Consider the following 14,759-nt stretch of genomic DNA (forward strand, 5'->3'; position numbering starts at 1 on the left):
AGATGGAAAAGTTATTCTTTTCCATCTTATTTTTTGATTTGATAATAAATTTTATCAGCTATATAATCTTTTCGTTCAACTGCATTTGGAATCGTCTTCCAAAAAGTCATACCCACCTTTTCCATAACACGACCAGATGCTGGGTTTAGACTTACATAGCAAGCATCAACCTCTTCAAATCCAATCTCATCTAGACAGTATGATAAAACTGCCTTCAAAGCTTCTGTTATGAGTCCTCGTCCCCAGTAGTCCATCCCTAAGATATATCCAATCTCACAGCTAGAGTTTTCTTCATCCACACTGACCAGACTAATATCTCCAATGACATAGTCTGGATTTTCTTTGAGACAAATGGCCCATTTGTAATAGTTAGGATTGTCATAGGATGCTACCCAATTGCCAATAGAGTTTCGAGTCTGTTCGATATTCAGGTGTGGATTCCAAGTCACATAAGTTAGATTTTCTGAGCGTGAAGCCCAATTATCAAACATGGCTCGAGCATCACCTTCCACAAATCTCCTCAAGATCAATCGTTCAGTTTCTATAGTTTGTGTACCTAGTGCTTTCATAATCGTAACTCGCTTTCTATTTGAATGTTCAAGCTAAGAAGGTCCACTGGACCTTCTTCTCTTTCTCATTTCTAGATGAGAGGGTAAAAAGGTCCACTGGACTCTCCTCGCTTTTCTATTTTCAGGCTCGGGGTAAAAACCTCCCCCAGAGGTTATTCTTGCTTTCTAATTTCTAGGCAAGAAGGTAAAAAGGTCCCCCGGACCTTTTTACTCCCAAAACGTATCAAACACTGTGATTGGTAGATGGCGTTTGTGTTGGCCTTTGTGCCACCATTTTTCAATGGTTGCTTGGGCTTCTGGGCTGACTTGTTTACCTTCGAGGTAGTCATCAATTTCTGCGTAAGTAACTCCTAATGCTACTTCGTCTGCAATACCTGGTTTTTCTTCTTCCAAATCTGCTGTTGGGATTTTTTCATAGAGGGCTGGATCAGCTCCAAGCTCCTTCAAAAGTTGTTTTCCTTGGCGTTTATTGAGGCGATAAAGTGGGAGAATATCTGCACCACCGTCACCAAATTTGGTAAAGAAACCTGTGATATTTTCCGCAGCATGGTCAGTCCCGATAACTGCTCCACTATGAGCTCCTGCGAGTGCATATTGGGCAATCATACGACTACGAGCCTTGATATTTCCCTTGTTAAAATCTGAAACAGGACTGCCTGTTGCTTCCACTGCTGTTGTCATAGCATCAGCAGATTCCTTGATATTAACGACCAAGCTCACATCTGGTCGGATAAAAGCTAGTGCTTTTTGCGCATCATCCTCGTCAGCTTGCACTCCATACGGCAGGCGAACAGCGATAAATTTATAAGAATCATCTCCAGTTTCTGCTCGCATTTCTTCCATAGCTAGTTGGGCAAGGCGACCAGCTAAAGTCGAGTCTTGACCACCAGAAATGCCCAATACAAAACTTTTAAGGAAGGGATGCTTTTTTAGATATCGCTTTAAAAAATCAACAGAACGACGAATTTCCTCCTGTGGATCAATCACAGGTTTTACTCCTAATTGTTGAATAATACTTTCTTGTAAGGTCATTCTTCTTCTCCTTCACCTAGAGCTTCCTTACGCATTTTATCAATCAAGTCCATCTTATCTTGCCATACATCACGAGCCAAGTCGACAGGATAATGTTGTGGGTTAAGAACACGTTTGTATTCGTCCCAAAGCTTGTCAAATTCCTTACGAGCATAGGCTTGAATTTCAGGTAAACTTGGTAAATCATAGACTAGCTTACCTTCCTTGAAAATGTCTACCAAGAGAGGAACAGCATCAAAATTACGGACAGTTTTCTTGATGTAAGTATAGGTCGGATGGAACATCTTAATCTCTGTCATACTAGTAACATCTACACCATCGTATGTAATGTAGTCACCTTCAGACTTGCCTTTTTCACGGCTGGTGATGCGCCAAACTTGTTTCTTACCTGGTGTTGAAACCTTCTCTGCATTGTTTGAAAGTTTAATTGTATTGCGCATATGACCATTCTCATCTTCGATGGCAACAACCTTATATACTGCCCCAAGTGCTGGTTGGTCGTAGGCTGTGATGAGCTTAGTTCCTACACCCCAGACATCAATCTTAGCTTTTTGCATCTTGAGGTTAAGAATGGTATTTTCATCAAGGTCATTTGATGCGTAAATCTTAGCATCAGTAAATCCTGCCTCGTCCAGTTGTTGACGAACTTTTTTAGAAATATAGGCGATATCTCCAGAGTCAATACGAACACCAAGAAAATTAATCTTGTCACCAAGTTCACGCGCAACCTGAATTGCTGCTGGAACACCGATCCGAAGAGTATCGTAGGTATCCACTAGGAAGACACAGTTTTTGTGAGTTGAGGCATATGCCTTGAAAGCCTGATAATCATTGCCATAAACTTGAACTAAAGCATGAGCATGAGTCCCTAAAACCGGAATTCCAAAGAGCTTACCAGCACGTACATTACTAGTTCCATTGGCACCACCAATGACAGCGGCACGAGTTCCCCAGATAGCTGCATCCATCTCTTGCGCACGACGTGTACCAAACTCCATCAAAGGTTCATCTTCAATGACTGAACGAATACGAGCAGCCTTGGTCGCAATCAAGGTTTGAAAGTTGACGATATTTAAAAGTGCTGTTTCAACCAACTGACACTGCGCCAAAGGTCCTTCCACTTGAACAATCGGTTCATTAGCAAATACTAAGTCCCCTTCCTGAGCAGAACGTACCGTCAACTCCAACTTGAGACTACGCAGATATTCCAAGAAGGCGCCATGATAACCAAGTGATTCCAAATAAGCTATATCGCTATCTGAGAAACGCAAGTTTTCAAGGTATTTTACAATTCGTTCCAAACCTGCAAATACAGCATAACCATTTTTAAACGGTTGTTGGCGGAAATAAACTTCAAAAACTGCTTTCTTGTTATGAATTCCTTGGTCGAAGTAAACCTGCATCATGTTAATCTGATACAAATCTGTGTGCAATGTTAAACTGTCATCTGGGTACATATACTGTCCTTCTTCCTTATTTGTAAAAAGATGAAAATGTTTCTTCTTTTCTCATAAATTAGTACTATTATAACACATTTTATCGATATTGATAAAAAGCTAACAAGCTACTCTATGCTCTCGAGCTCATCCATATCTTTTTCATACTTCTTCTGAGCCCATTGACCATAGCTTTTCAAGCCTAAATTTCCAATAAAGACCCAAGGAAGATAAAAGATATAAGTAAATACCCAAGCAGAAAGGTATTTAACGTTCAAAGGATTGTGCTGATAAATTTCTATGTTGAACTGGTAGTTTTGTAGCATTAAGATAGCTGTAATCACTAGAGTTAATAACAGGCATCCCAAAATCCTAAAATGAAAGCGACTATAGTAGGTCACACCCAAATCTCGAGCACGGCCGAAAAAGTAAAAATTCCCTATGATGATAATAACGAGAAGCATGCTGGGATTAAAAAGGCTTGGTGCTAACACCGATATGATATAAGCTAGAAACAACAATCCGATAGAGATATGAAAACTCTCTGCCCATGCTTTATTCATCAGTTGTTCTTCTCTTTCGTCTAGTAATTGATAATAATAAAATCTATTTTTCATCTTCTTCCTCCCAAAATAATTGATCTAGAGTTTTCCCTAAGCATCTACAAATGGATTGGCAAAGTGAAAGCGAAGGATTGTACTTTCCAGCTTCTATCAAGCCGATAGTCTGCCTAGTGACACCCACAGCTTCTGCCAAGTCACCTTGTGTCATATCAAGCTCTACTCGAGCGAGTTTTAATTTTAAATTCTTAGCCACTTCTTACCTCCTCCTTAATTTTAAAAGTCGCGCTTCTTTTTCAACTTTATTATATCATATATTTTACATTATGCAATATATATATGTCATTTTGTGTTTTTTTTTACAAAAAAACTCTACCACTTACATGATAGAGAGTTCTATGTTTACAAATCTTTTTGATAATAGTGTCTTTGTCCAGTGTAGGGATAATCTTTTAAGGTAAAGACTTCCTTGTAGCCCTGCTTTTGATAAAAGGCTGGCGCTTGAAACTGATATGTATTCACAAAAGCAAAGCGACAGTTTCTCTTCTTAGCTTCACTCTCTGCTTGCTGCAATAGTTGGGAGCCGATTCCTTGTCCTCGCAAATCCTCTTTCACAAATAAATACTCAATTTCTAACCAATTCCCGAAAGTCTCTGCTACTAAGCCAGCCATAAGTTGACCATGATCATTTTCGACATAAAGGTTTAGTGGCTCACTATCAGCTGCTTCTCTCTTAGAACGATTATAGGAGCGAATCAAATCCCCTATTTCCTGCGCTTTCTGAGACTCTGTATTATCCAATCTAATGTGCATCAAAACCTCCTCAAAGACACTCACGCCTTGATTATATTCCTATTTTGAAGAACTGTCAAACTAAAAAAACTCACCAACCTAGGTTGATGAGAGTAAAACTTATTTTCTAAATTTCCATTGGCTATAAATACCAAATGCGACAATCCAGATAGCTGAACCTCTAGCTCCCATTACAGTTGATTCTTGTAAGAAGAGTGTTCCGAATACAAAGATAAAGAAGAGCATGGTCAGAGGATTTAGCAAGCGGTATTGAGGCATGAGATAGCCATTTGCCATAAAGTCTTTAGACTTGCGATACTTGAGATGGGCTACCATAATCAAGATGTAGATGGCGATATAAACACCTGATGAAGAAGCTGTAATCAAAGCAAAGGCGTCTGATACGCCAGGAAGTACATTGATGAAGGCAGCAAAACCAATCAATACGGCAGAAGCAATGATAGCATTCTGAGGAACGTTGTGGCGTGAAAGTGTATCTGCCTTAATAGCTTTCAAGAAACGATTTGGTGAATCATGGGCAATTTGGTACAAGTGACGACCTGTTGAGTAAAGGGTTGAATTCAAGGCTGACGCTGCTGAAGTCAAAACTACAAAGTTAATTAAAGCTGCAGCCCACTTAAGACCAACAAGTTCAAACACTGTCACAAATGGTGAATCTGTTGCAGAAAGTTCACGCCAAGGAATAATAGACATGATGGCTAAGAGAGCTCCACCGTAGAAAAAGATAATTCGCAAAGGAATTTCCTTAACAGCCTTAGGCAATACTTTTCGAGGATCCTTGGTTTCAGATGTTGTAACACCGATAAACTCAATCATCAAGTAAGCAAAGAAAACCATTTGAAAGGCCATGACAAAGTTCATACCTCCATTTGGGAAAAGGGAGAAATGATCACTGATATTGGCAAGGCTTGCTGAACCATAAGGCGTTTCAAAGCCAGTCAAAACTAGAAAAACACCTGTTGCAATCATGGCAAGAATGGCCACAATTTTAATCATAGCAAACCAAAATTCCACCTCACCAAAGATTTTAACAGCAATCAAGTTCACCAATCCGAGTATTGTCAGAAATACAACCTGAATCAACCAAGATGGCCAAGATGGAAACCAAAACTGAACATAGTGAGCAATAGCCGTAATCTCGGCCATTCCTATAAAGACTACTGAGAGCCAATATGACCAGACTGAGAAGTAACCCCATCCCTGACCAAGATAACGCGTAATAAAGTTGATAAAGGTGTGTTGCTCCGGATCTTGGTACAACATTTCCCCGATAGCGCGCATCATAAGATACATGAAGCCACCCGTAATCATATATACCAATACAATCGAGGGTCCTGTTAAACTAATGGAGCGACCTGCCCCGAGAAATAATCCTGTCCCGATTGTACCAGCAATGGCCATAACCTGAACATGGCGATTGGTTAACCCACGTTCCATTTTATTTTTCTTTTTGTACTTATTTTCTGAATTCATATAGTCTCCTCTAGTTTTTAGAATTAAGAAAAGGAGCGATGGGAAGCGCTTTCCCTATATCTACTCCTTCTTTTCATTCCTATTAAACTGTTTTTTCTACTTTTAAGATTTTAACATCATAGCTTCCTACAGGTGTTTCAATTGTAGCAGTATCACCTGTTTTCTTACCAATCAAGGCTTGCCCAATTGGGCTTTCATTTGATACTTTACCTGCAAAGGCATCGGCACCCGCTGATCCCACGATGATATATACTTCTTCGTCGTCTTCACCAATTTCTTGGATAGTGACTGTTTTCCCGATAGCAACTTCATCTTGAGCAACCGCATCGCTATTGACAATTTCAGCATAACGAATTTTTGTTTCCAAGCTAGAGATTTGTCCTTCAACGAAGGCTTGCTCGTCCTTAGCTGCTTCATACTCACTATTTTCTGACAAGTCACCGTATGAACGCGCAATCTTGATGCGTTCTACAACTTCTGGACGACGAACTAGTTTCAACTCTTCTAATTCTTTTTCGAGTTTTTCCTTTTCTTCAAGGGTCATTGGATATGTTTTTTCTGCCATTTTTCTCAACTTTCTTTTGAATAAATTTAAATTTCTTTAGGTAGTAAAGCAAAATTATGTGGTAAACCACATAATTTTACAATGAAGACAAAGTCTTTTTAGAGCTTTCCTTAAATGATTTTAGTCAGTATCGATCTTTTAAAACCTGTGCCTAAACCTAATGATTCTATCACTTCTAGACTCAGGTTCAAATAAGAGGTAAGTTTTTACTTTCGCAATTTCCGAACGCCTAAAACTTATAGATTTCAGGCGTTTCTGATCATAGAGGAAAGACTGGTGTGACTTGCTATTCCTGTAAAAAGAAGAGATTCTCTTCTACATTCACGGCTTTAATAGCAAATCTTGTTCCAAGAGTTAGTTTGAACTACTTGATTGTGTTAGTTTACTGTTGACATGCTCTGCAACGTTTCGATCATGTTCTTCTCGTGTCGTTGCAAAGTAAACCTTGCCATCTTGTACGTTGGCTACAAAGTAGAGATTGTCACTCTTAGTTTGATTGATACTTGCTTCAATTGCATCAAGACTTGGACTGTCTACTGGGCCAGGCATTAAGCCAAGGTTTGTATAAACATTATATGGTGAATTGATTGTTGTATCAATTGCTGCATCATCTGCCAAGCTAATATTTTGTCCTAGCTTACCTTCTGCATAGAGAATAGCAATATTACTCTGAAGTGGCATACCAAGGTTCAAACGATTATAGAAAACTCCAGCAATTAGCTTACGATCATCAGTTTTCAACCCTTCTTTTTCCACAAGTGATGCAATGGTGAGGAGTTCATTCACTGTCAAATTCTTTTCTTTGATTGCAGTATAATGCCCTGACAAGTTTTGGTCCATAGCTGCCACCATTTCATCAATCAAGCTTTCAACAGTTGTGCTTTCTTTGATGCTATATGTTGCTGGGAAAAGATAACCTTCTAAACGGTAACGAACACCACTTTCTTTAGTTGGTAGACTTTCGAGAAGGGTTGGATATTTAGCAACTAATTGAGAGATGAAGGTTTCATCTTGAACTTTTGCCAGGAAGGCATCCGCAGTCAAGGGTTCTTTAAACTCTCCTTGAAGCTGACCAACCGTTTGTGCGATTTGATCAAGGGTATAACCTTCAGGGATTGTAAGATTTGCAAGTGCAACCTCTTGAGGTTGAGGAGTTCCACCCTTTTGTAATTCTTTGATGATATCATCTGTACTCATGCTCTTTTGCAAATTGTAGTAACCAGATTTTAAATCAGAATAGTCTTTATACTTAGCATAAAGGCTAAAGATAAACCCGTGTTTTACCAATCCAGAGTTCTCTAATGTATCACCAATTTGCTGAAGATTAGCTCCTTCTGGAATCTGAACCGTGACATACTGTTTTGAATTTGCATCAACTGGTTGGAGTGCAGATTCGACATAACGGTAACCAAAGAAACCACCCACACCTAGTAAAACCAATAAAACAAATACTGTTACGAAAAATCCTTTCAAGCGTGATTTTTTCTTTTTCTTGATTGGTTTCACTGACTCTTTACGACTTCTTCTAGGAAGTTCAGTTCCAGTTTCAACTGGAGCAACTGGTTCTTGACTTGGAGTTTCTTTTGCAAGAACTGTTGGTTTCGGTTGAGGTTTAATATTCTTTCTAGCAGGACTTGGTTTGGCCTGATTCGTACGATAAGAAACTGGAATCCTTGTCGAAATAGCATTGAACTCTTTCTCTTCTTCCGCTGGTTGAGCAGGTTCAAGAGGCTTGACGGATTCAACAGCTTCCGTTGATGGTAGAGGATCTGGAGCTACAGTTGGCTCTGAAGCTACAGAAGTTTCAACTGAATCATCTTGTAAAACTGGACGTGGTGGAACTGCTGGAGCATTAGCAAGCAATTCATCCACTAGTGAAACAGAATTGGCCATCAAGTCTTCTACAGAAGGTTCTTCCACTGGTTTTTCCGCTTCTGAACTATTACTTAAATTTGAAAACAAATCATCGTTACTACTTTTAGTATTCGCGATGCCGTCTTCTCTTTTTAATCTTTCTAAATCTCTTAAAATTTGTTCTTTAAAACTTAACTTTTCTTCTTCTCGAGAATTTTCGCTCAAAGGTGTTACCTCCTTGTTGATAATCCATAATATTATATCTTAAAAACTAAAGAAAAGCAACCATAGATGCCTTTCTGATGCCTAATTCGTGTTTTCCCAGATCATATCATACCATTCTTCCCCAGCAAAAGTCGACTTAGATTTTCCTTCATTCACAAAACCATGTTTCTCATAATAACCAATGAGATAGTCATGACAGGTCAGATTGATTCCCTCACGCTCATGCTCAAGAGCGATCTCTTTTAAGGCGGTCAATAATTTTCGTCCGATACCTAAAGCTTGAGCTTTCTTAGCAATGGATAGACAAGTCACAGAGATATAGCCACCTTTTTGATGGCTATAATCTTTAATGTCTTCTGTAAAGGACTGGTCTTGTAAATGTCTATGAGGGACTACTGGTCCCTCAATATAGCCTAGTATTTCCCCCTCTTTTTCAGCCACTAAAAAACTAGTCTTAATTTCCTTCAGATGAGCTTCAAAAACAGGGCGAGGAATGGCTTCTTCAATTGAAAAGTTCTCTAGTTCAATTTCAAAGATACGATCTAAATCTGTCAATCTCGCTGGTCTAATAATCATATTTCCTCCTGAAAATAGGGATTCTGCCAACGCATGAGAAAGGCAACTTCACTGCCCCTTTCTCCATCTACGATCCCCTGTTCTACAAATCCATTCATTTCAAAGTAGGCCAGCAACTCATCCTCACAAAGCAGATAAATACCTGGTCTATCTTGCTGACGAGTAACTTCCTTCAAAGCTGCTAGCAACAAGGTTCCAAACCCTTGCCTCTGATAATTCGGATGAACAGATAAAGCATCAATAACGAGATTTCTATTACTAATAGCTTCTCCATCTGCCATCTCTACTATCCATCTACTTACTGAGGATGTAGCAAAATCTGTCGCTAAAATATAAGCAATCACCTGATCATCCAGGCTAGCTAAGAGAAACGTACCCGCATGGTTGCGGATACGTTCTTCTATTATTTCTTTATTCATTATTTCTAGGGAGCTTGAAATACTTTCTTGTATCAAGCAAATCTGATCAATATCTGATTGCTGAGCTTCCCTGATTTTAATTGGAAATTCCATGATCTTCCTTACTGAACATTGCTTGTCAAATTAGACAAGAGACGTTCGAATGAATATTCATACGTTTGGATGTCGCCAGCTCCCATGAAGACATAGACAGCATTGTCATGGTCTAGGAGTGGAGAAACATTTTCAACTGTGATAACTTGATGTTTCTTGTTGATTTTATTGGCAAGGTCTTCTACTTTGACATCACCATGGTCCACCTCACGAGCAGATCCATAGATTTGTGCTAGATAAACTGCATCAGCCTGATTCAAGGCTTGGGCAAAATCGTCCAACAAGGCGATTGTACGAGTAAAAGTATGCGGTTGGAAGATAGCCACGATTTCCTTGCTTGGATATTTCTGACGTGCAGCATCAAGAGTCGCTACGATTTCAGTTGGGTGATGCGCAAAGTCATCGATGATAACCGTGTTATTGACAATCTTTTCTGTAAAGCGACGTTTCACTCCTCCAAAAGTCTTCAAGTGTTCACGCACCAAATTCAAATCAAAGCCAGCAGTATAAAGCAAACCAATTACTGCAGTGGCATTCATGATATTGTGACGGCCGAAAGTTGGAATGTGGAATTGGCCCAACTCTTGACCACGGAAGTGAATGGTGAAGGTTGAACCTGTACTAGAACGAAGTAAATCGCTGGCTACAAAGTCATTGTTGTCTGCTTCAAAACCGTAATAATAGATTGGGGCATTTGCTGTAATCTTACGCAACTCAGCATCTTCACCATAGACAAACAAACCTTTGGTAATTTGTTTAGCATAATCATTGAAGGCGTTGAAGACATCTTCCAAGCTTGTGAAATAGTCAGGATGGTCAAAGTCAATGTTCGTAATAATAGAATATTCTGGGTGATACGGCATGAAATGGCGCTCATACTCGTCTGATTCAAAGACAAAATACTTGGCATTTTCAGAACCACGACCTGTACCATCTCCGATCAAGTAGCTTGTATCAGTGATGTGTGACAAGACGTGAGAAAGCATCCCTGTCGTTGACGTCTTACCGTGTGCACCTGCAACTCCCATACTGATAAAGTCACGCATAAAGCTACCAAGAAACTCATGGTAACGTTTGTAGCTGATACCATTTTGGTCTGCATAAGCAATTTCAACATTGTTATCTGGACGGAAGGCATTACCAGCGATAATTTCTAAATCACCTTGAAGATTTTTTTCATCAAAAGGTAAAATTGTAATTCCTGCTTGCTCTAGTCCACGTTGTGTAAAGTAGTACTTTTCAACATCAGAACCTTGCACCTTGTGCCCCATTTGATGCAACATCAAAGCCAAGGCACTCATACCTGATCCTTTGATTCCGATAAAATGATAGGTTTTTGCCATTTTCTTCCCCTCTATTCGCTCATTCTAGTCAAGTTAAGCTCTTGGGCCACTTGACGTTCTTGTTCTTTTTGTTTACTTTTTTTGTTATAAATTTGACTTTTCTTTAAAAAGTCATAATTGTTTTTCTTGGAACGACTTGTTTCACCGTCTGAAATTGGATGTTCCACTTGAGAAACTGTTTCTGCCAAAATATAGTGAGATTGACCTAACTTCTGACTATATTTCGCAAATTCTCCTGGATTTTCTTTTTGAAAAGGTGCTGTCGGTTGATTTGCTGAACGCACCTGGCTTGTTTTCGTTTGACGTCTCGTATGACTCACATCCTGAGTCAAATATCGAGCCGAGCGCTTCTTTTTCAAATCCGCACGAGCTTCTTCACGCGCTAATTCAGCATAGGATTTTTCTTTTTTCTCAATCGGTTTTACAAGAGGCTTGGCTTTCTCTTGCTTTTTTTCTTCAGTGATTGGAGACCATTCTAAGTAGTTTTTATCTTGATAATCACCTTTGATATTACTGATGAAATCAGACTCATCGTAGAGATTCATAACTGGCATTTCTGTCAACATGACTTCATCATCTGCCACTATTGGAAATCGTTTTTGTGTCATATTTATTTCCTTTCAATACTCCATTATAGCGTAATGTCTTGATTTTTCAAGTATAGGCTCATGAAATCCCTAAAATTTCTCGTATTTCAGCTAGACTCAGACTTCCTCGAGACTCTGTTCCATCCAAGATTTCAGAAACAAGATTTTTCTTTTTCTCTTGTAATTCTTGAATCTTTTCTTCAATTGTACCTCGAGTCACAAGGCGATAAACTTCAACAGCCTGCTCTTGTCCCATACGATGAGCTCGACCGATAGCCTGAGATTCAACTGCAGGATTCCACCATAAGTCTACTAGAATGACCGTATCCGCACCAGTGAGATTTAGTCCAACCCCACCAGCTTTTAGAGAAATCAAGAATACATCGCGCTCTCCTTGGTTAAAAGCCTTAGTCATTTCCTGACGTTCTTGAGAAGGAGTTGAGCCCGTAATTTTAAAGGAAGTCAAGCCTAAGTCAGGTAGCTCTTGCTCAATCCGATCCAACATACCTCTAAATTGTGAGAAGATAAGTACACGGTGTCTACCTTCAGCAATCTGAACCAGCAAATCTCGTAAACTATCCAGCTTCCCGCTCTCTCCTTGGTAGTCATCCATAAAGAGCGCAGGTGTATCACAAATCTGACGCAGACGCATGAGACCAGTCAAAATTTCGACGCGATTTCGTTGAAATTCCGAATCGCTTACCTGTCCCAGACGCTCCTGCATCTGTTGCAGTTGAGCAAGATAGATAGCTTTTTGTTGATCCTCCAGTTCATTCTTATAGACGACTTCAATCAAGTCAGGCAACTCTGTCAAAACCTCTTCTTTCTTGCGTCTCATGACAAAGGGTTTGATAAATTGAGCCACTCTCTCAGTTGATAGTTTCATAAACTCCTTCTTAGCAGGTAAGAGGCCTGGTAAGACAATCTGAAAAATCGACCATAGTTCTCCCAGATGGTTTTCAATCGGTGTTCCTGATAGTGCAAAGACAGATGGAACCACAAATCGTCGCAAACTTTGAGCAATCTTCGTTTGTGCATTTTTCATCACTTGAGCTTCATCTAGAAAAAGAAAATCAAAAGATAGGTTTCGATAAATCTCACTGTCCTGACGGAAAGTTGCATAGCTTGTAACATAAATCTGATGATTTTCTGCCAAAATTGACTCTCGATGAGATTTTAAGCCATGCACAACCGCTACATCCAAATCTGGAGCAAACTTTTGAAATTCATCAGCCCAGTTATAGATTAAGCCAGATGGAGCAAGGATCAGGACACTAGTATCTGTTTGAACCTGACTACTTAAAAAGGCGATGGTTTGCAAGGTCTTCCCAAGTCCCATATCGTCTGCTAAAATCCCACCAAATCCATAATGGTGAAGCATCTGAAACCACTGAATTCCCTTTTTCTGATAATCCCTGAGATCTGCTTTGATATTCAGCACTTTCATCGGAAAATCTTCTGGATGCGTCAAATCATGGGCCAAATTGCGAAATTCTTCGGTGAAAGAAATTTGATCCTGGTCCTTAAATAGATGAGATAGGGTATAAGCTAGGGATTTACGAGCTCGAAAAGCTCCATCTTGTAGGTCCTCTATCCCTAATTCTTCTAAATCCTGACGGATACGCTTGGTCTGATCATCAAAATAGTAAACCTGGTTAGAGGACGAAATATAATAATCCTGCTTCTCAACTAGCGCTTTCATCGCTCGATCGATTTCTTCTTGATCTATATCTTGAAAATCAAATTGAATTTCTAATAGGCTTCCCTTGGATGAGATGTGAACTTGAGGCTTCTGAACCTGATAAAGGTCTTGCAAGCTTTCAGAAATCTTTAATTCTCCAAGTGCTGCAAAGGCTGGCAAAACTTCATGGAAGAAGGCATGGACTGCATCAGCTTTCAAACTTTGACGCCATGAACGAAAATCTGCTTCAAATCCAGCTGATAGAGCTAGTTGAAAAATCTCTTTCTCTAGTTGAATATCGCTAGCAAAAGGAAGATTCTCTAGTTCATTACGATTCCTTACTAGGCAAGTTTCATACTGAAACTGCATATCCAAGCGAATAGAGCCATCCTCTTCTCCTTCCATGTAGAAAGAAGGACGGAAAGACTGAATTCGAAGCCCATCAGGAGCCTCTACATTTCCTACGTTTTTGAACTGGGATAAGGTCGAAGCTAGAAGATCTCGATCACTGGTATCAAATTGTAAAATCTTTCTACCACTTTTATCGATAGTTACTTTTTTTAATTTTTCTATAAGTCTAGCTTGTTCTTTAGACAGAAGATAAAATGTACCTTTAGTAAACAAGACTTGCCCCTTATAAAACGAATTAAGCCCTACCTGTTGAACAATTTCCATCTCAAAATAGTTGGACTTTTCTTCAATTTGAAAGGTAAACAAACCTGCTTGACCATCAAAATCTTGAAATACAAGGTGGTGATAATTCGAAATCTGATGGTCAAATTGAAATTCATCTAAACCCATCAGCAAACTAACACCCTGCTCAAAAAAAGACAACGGGAAATAGAGATGACGACCTTGATTCTGGAAAAAGAGGGCATTTTCAGCCTCATCTTCTACAATTCCCTGAAGGAAATTTAGAACAAATTGGCTACTTTCATCAAACTGACGAATATTCAAGGAAGTTTCATATAACTTCCCAATCATATAGGGTTTGCTAGTTTCTAAAACCTTCAGAAAAAGGGGTATATCTCGGATTACATAGAATTTCTGTGTCTGAATAAGACCGACTCTCAAAGTCCAAATAATACGATTAGTCCCTGCTTCAACCTGCCCTTGAGCAGACAACTGATAGATTTCAGAAAGTTTCGGAATTTGGACGGATTCTAAAAACTTTCCTCCAAAAGTAACCTGAGTTTCAACTTCTTCTTTCTTTTCGTGCACATTTTCCAGATTTCCTAAGAGTTCCTGACCAATCGGATCATTTTTAAGGTAATGTTCTAGTGCTGCCAAATGTACACAAAACCCTCTTTTTTGGAAAAAATCACAAGCACAAAAAACCAAATCATCATCCAGGCTATAGCGAATTTCTTCATCTGCTACACGCGCATAGAGACGATGGTCTTTCTCTTTGATAATTTCAATCTGACTAGTTTCGTAGAGTTGAGCTCCCTCCATCCGAAGTTTCCCTGGAATCAATTTAGCCATATGTTCCCCTTTTCTTTATCTCCTAATTATACCACATTTCTTCCTATG

14 protein-coding genes are annotated in these 14,759 nt (G+C 39.3%); all 14 read right to left on the reverse strand.

The features are described from left to right. Window positions 1-26: 26 nt before the first annotated feature. The 14 genes from AXE83_RS07530 to AXE83_RS07595 all read right to left on the reverse strand — a co-directional run bounded on the left by AXE83_RS07530 (window position 27) and on the right by AXE83_RS07595 (window position 14,711). Complete coding sequence (locus AXE83_RS07530; protein ID WP_060956000.1) at window positions 27-569, reverse strand: GNAT family N-acetyltransferase; 543 nt, start codon at window positions 567-569, stop codon at window positions 27-29. 207 nt (window positions 570-776) lie between these two features. Further along, the gene (nadE, locus tag AXE83_RS07535; RefSeq protein ID WP_060956001.1) at window positions 777-1,601 is read right to left on the reverse strand and encodes an ammonia-dependent NAD(+) synthetase; all 825 of its coding nucleotides are present in this window, start codon (window positions 1,599-1,601) and stop codon (window positions 777-779) included. Further along, entirely contained in the window at window positions 1,598-3,058 is a 1,461-nt protein-coding gene (locus tag AXE83_RS07540) for a nicotinate phosphoribosyltransferase (protein WP_060956002.1), read from the reverse strand. Before AXE83_RS07540 ends, nadE begins: the two co-directional genes overlap by 4 nt. Window positions 3,059-3,165: 107 nt before the next feature. Continuing rightward, entirely contained in the window at window positions 3,166-3,654 is a 489-nt protein-coding gene (locus AXE83_RS07545) for a DUF6773 family protein (protein ID WP_060956003.1), read from the reverse strand. Continuing rightward, a complete protein-coding gene (locus tag AXE83_RS07550) occupies window positions 3,644-3,853 on the reverse strand; it encodes a helix-turn-helix transcriptional regulator (protein WP_001107501.1) in 210 nt (69 codons plus the stop codon). The genes AXE83_RS07545 and AXE83_RS07550 overlap by 11 nt, the downstream gene beginning before the upstream one ends. A gap of 146 nt (window positions 3,854-3,999) precedes the next feature. Beyond that, window positions 4,000-4,410, reverse strand: a complete 411-nt coding sequence (locus tag AXE83_RS07555) for a GNAT family N-acetyltransferase (RefSeq protein WP_083501005.1) — start codon at window positions 4,408-4,410, stop codon at window positions 4,000-4,002. 99 nt (window positions 4,411-4,509) lie between these two features. Then, window positions 4,510-5,883 (reverse strand): amino acid permease, encoded by a 1,374-nt coding sequence (locus AXE83_RS07560; protein ID WP_060956004.1) that lies wholly within the window; start codon window positions 5,881-5,883, stop codon window positions 4,510-4,512. An 82-nt stretch (window positions 5,884-5,965) separates the two neighbouring features. After that, window positions 5,966-6,448, reverse strand: a complete 483-nt coding sequence (gene greA / locus AXE83_RS07565) for a transcription elongation factor GreA (RefSeq protein ID WP_000818756.1) — start codon at window positions 6,446-6,448, stop codon at window positions 5,966-5,968. Between the two features lie 354 nt (window positions 6,449-6,802). Further along, window positions 6,803-8,527, reverse strand: coding sequence for an endolytic transglycosylase MltG (gene mltG / locus AXE83_RS07570; RefSeq protein WP_060956005.1), 1,725 nt, complete (start codon window positions 8,525-8,527; stop codon window positions 6,803-6,805). 81 nt (window positions 8,528-8,608) lie between these two features. Then, entirely contained in the window at window positions 8,609-9,103 is a 495-nt protein-coding gene (locus tag AXE83_RS07575) for a GNAT family N-acetyltransferase (RefSeq protein WP_060956006.1), read from the reverse strand. After that, window positions 9,100-9,615 carry a GNAT family N-acetyltransferase gene (locus AXE83_RS07580; protein ID WP_060956007.1) on the reverse strand — a complete coding sequence of 172 codons (516 nt, stop codon included), beginning with the start codon at window positions 9,613-9,615 and terminating at the stop codon, window positions 9,100-9,102. Before AXE83_RS07580 ends, AXE83_RS07575 begins: the two co-directional genes overlap by 4 nt. Window positions 9,616-9,623: 8 nt before the next feature. Further along, window positions 9,624-10,958, reverse strand: coding sequence for a UDP-N-acetylmuramate--L-alanine ligase (gene murC / locus AXE83_RS07585; RefSeq protein ID WP_060956008.1), 1,335 nt, complete (start codon window positions 10,956-10,958; stop codon window positions 9,624-9,626). A gap of 11 nt (window positions 10,959-10,969) precedes the next feature. Continuing rightward, entirely contained in the window at window positions 10,970-11,566 is a 597-nt protein-coding gene (locus AXE83_RS07590; protein ID WP_060956009.1) for a hypothetical protein, read from the reverse strand. Between the two features lie 58 nt (window positions 11,567-11,624). Further along, window positions 11,625-14,711 (reverse strand): DEAD/DEAH box helicase, encoded by a 3,087-nt coding sequence (locus AXE83_RS07595; RefSeq protein ID WP_060956010.1) that lies wholly within the window; start codon window positions 14,709-14,711, stop codon window positions 11,625-11,627. Window positions 14,712-14,759: the final 48 nt, after the last annotated feature.

Source organism: Streptococcus sp. oral taxon 431 (assembly GCF_001553685.1).
Taxonomy (GTDB): Bacteria; Bacillota; Bacilli; order Lactobacillales; family Streptococcaceae; genus Streptococcus.

Bases quoted from the DNA above. Each gene is read 5' to 3' on its own strand.
- AXE83_RS07595 (WP_060956010.1), bottom strand. From the start codon at position 14,711: ATGGCTAAATTGATTCCAGGGAAACTTCGGATGGAGGGAGCTCAACTC.
- greA (WP_000818756.1), bottom strand. From the start codon at position 6,448: ATGGCAGAAAAAACATATCCAATGACCCTTGAAGAAAAGGAAAAACTC.
- AXE83_RS07545 (WP_060956003.1), bottom strand. From the start codon at position 3,654: ATGAAAAATAGATTTTATTATTATCAATTACTAGACGAAAGAGAAGAA.
- murC (WP_060956008.1), bottom strand. From the start codon at position 10,958: ATGGCAAAAACCTATCATTTTATCGGAATCAAAGGATCAGGTATGAGT.
- AXE83_RS07590 (WP_060956009.1), bottom strand. From the start codon at position 11,566: ATGACACAAAAACGATTTCCAATAGTGGCAGATGATGAAGTCATGTTG.
- AXE83_RS07530 (WP_060956000.1), bottom strand. From the start codon at position 569: ATGAAAGCACTAGGTACACAAACTATAGAAACTGAACGATTGATCTTG.
- AXE83_RS07580 (WP_060956007.1), bottom strand. From the start codon at position 9,615: ATGGAATTTCCAATTAAAATCAGGGAAGCTCAGCAATCAGATATTGAT.
- AXE83_RS07560 (WP_060956004.1), bottom strand. From the start codon at position 5,883: ATGAATTCAGAAAATAAGTACAAAAAGAAAAATAAAATGGAACGTGGG.
- AXE83_RS07575 (WP_060956006.1), bottom strand. From the start codon at position 9,103: ATGATTATTAGACCAGCGAGATTGACAGATTTAGATCGTATCTTTGAA.
- AXE83_RS07555 (WP_083501005.1), bottom strand. From the start codon at position 4,410: ATGCACATTAGATTGGATAATACAGAGTCTCAGAAAGCGCAGGAAATA.
- nadE (WP_060956001.1), bottom strand. From the start codon at position 1,601: ATGACCTTACAAGAAAGTATTATTCAACAATTAGGAGTAAAACCTGTG.
- AXE83_RS07540 (WP_060956002.1), bottom strand. From the start codon at position 3,058: ATGTACCCAGATGACAGTTTAACATTGCACACAGATTTGTATCAGATT.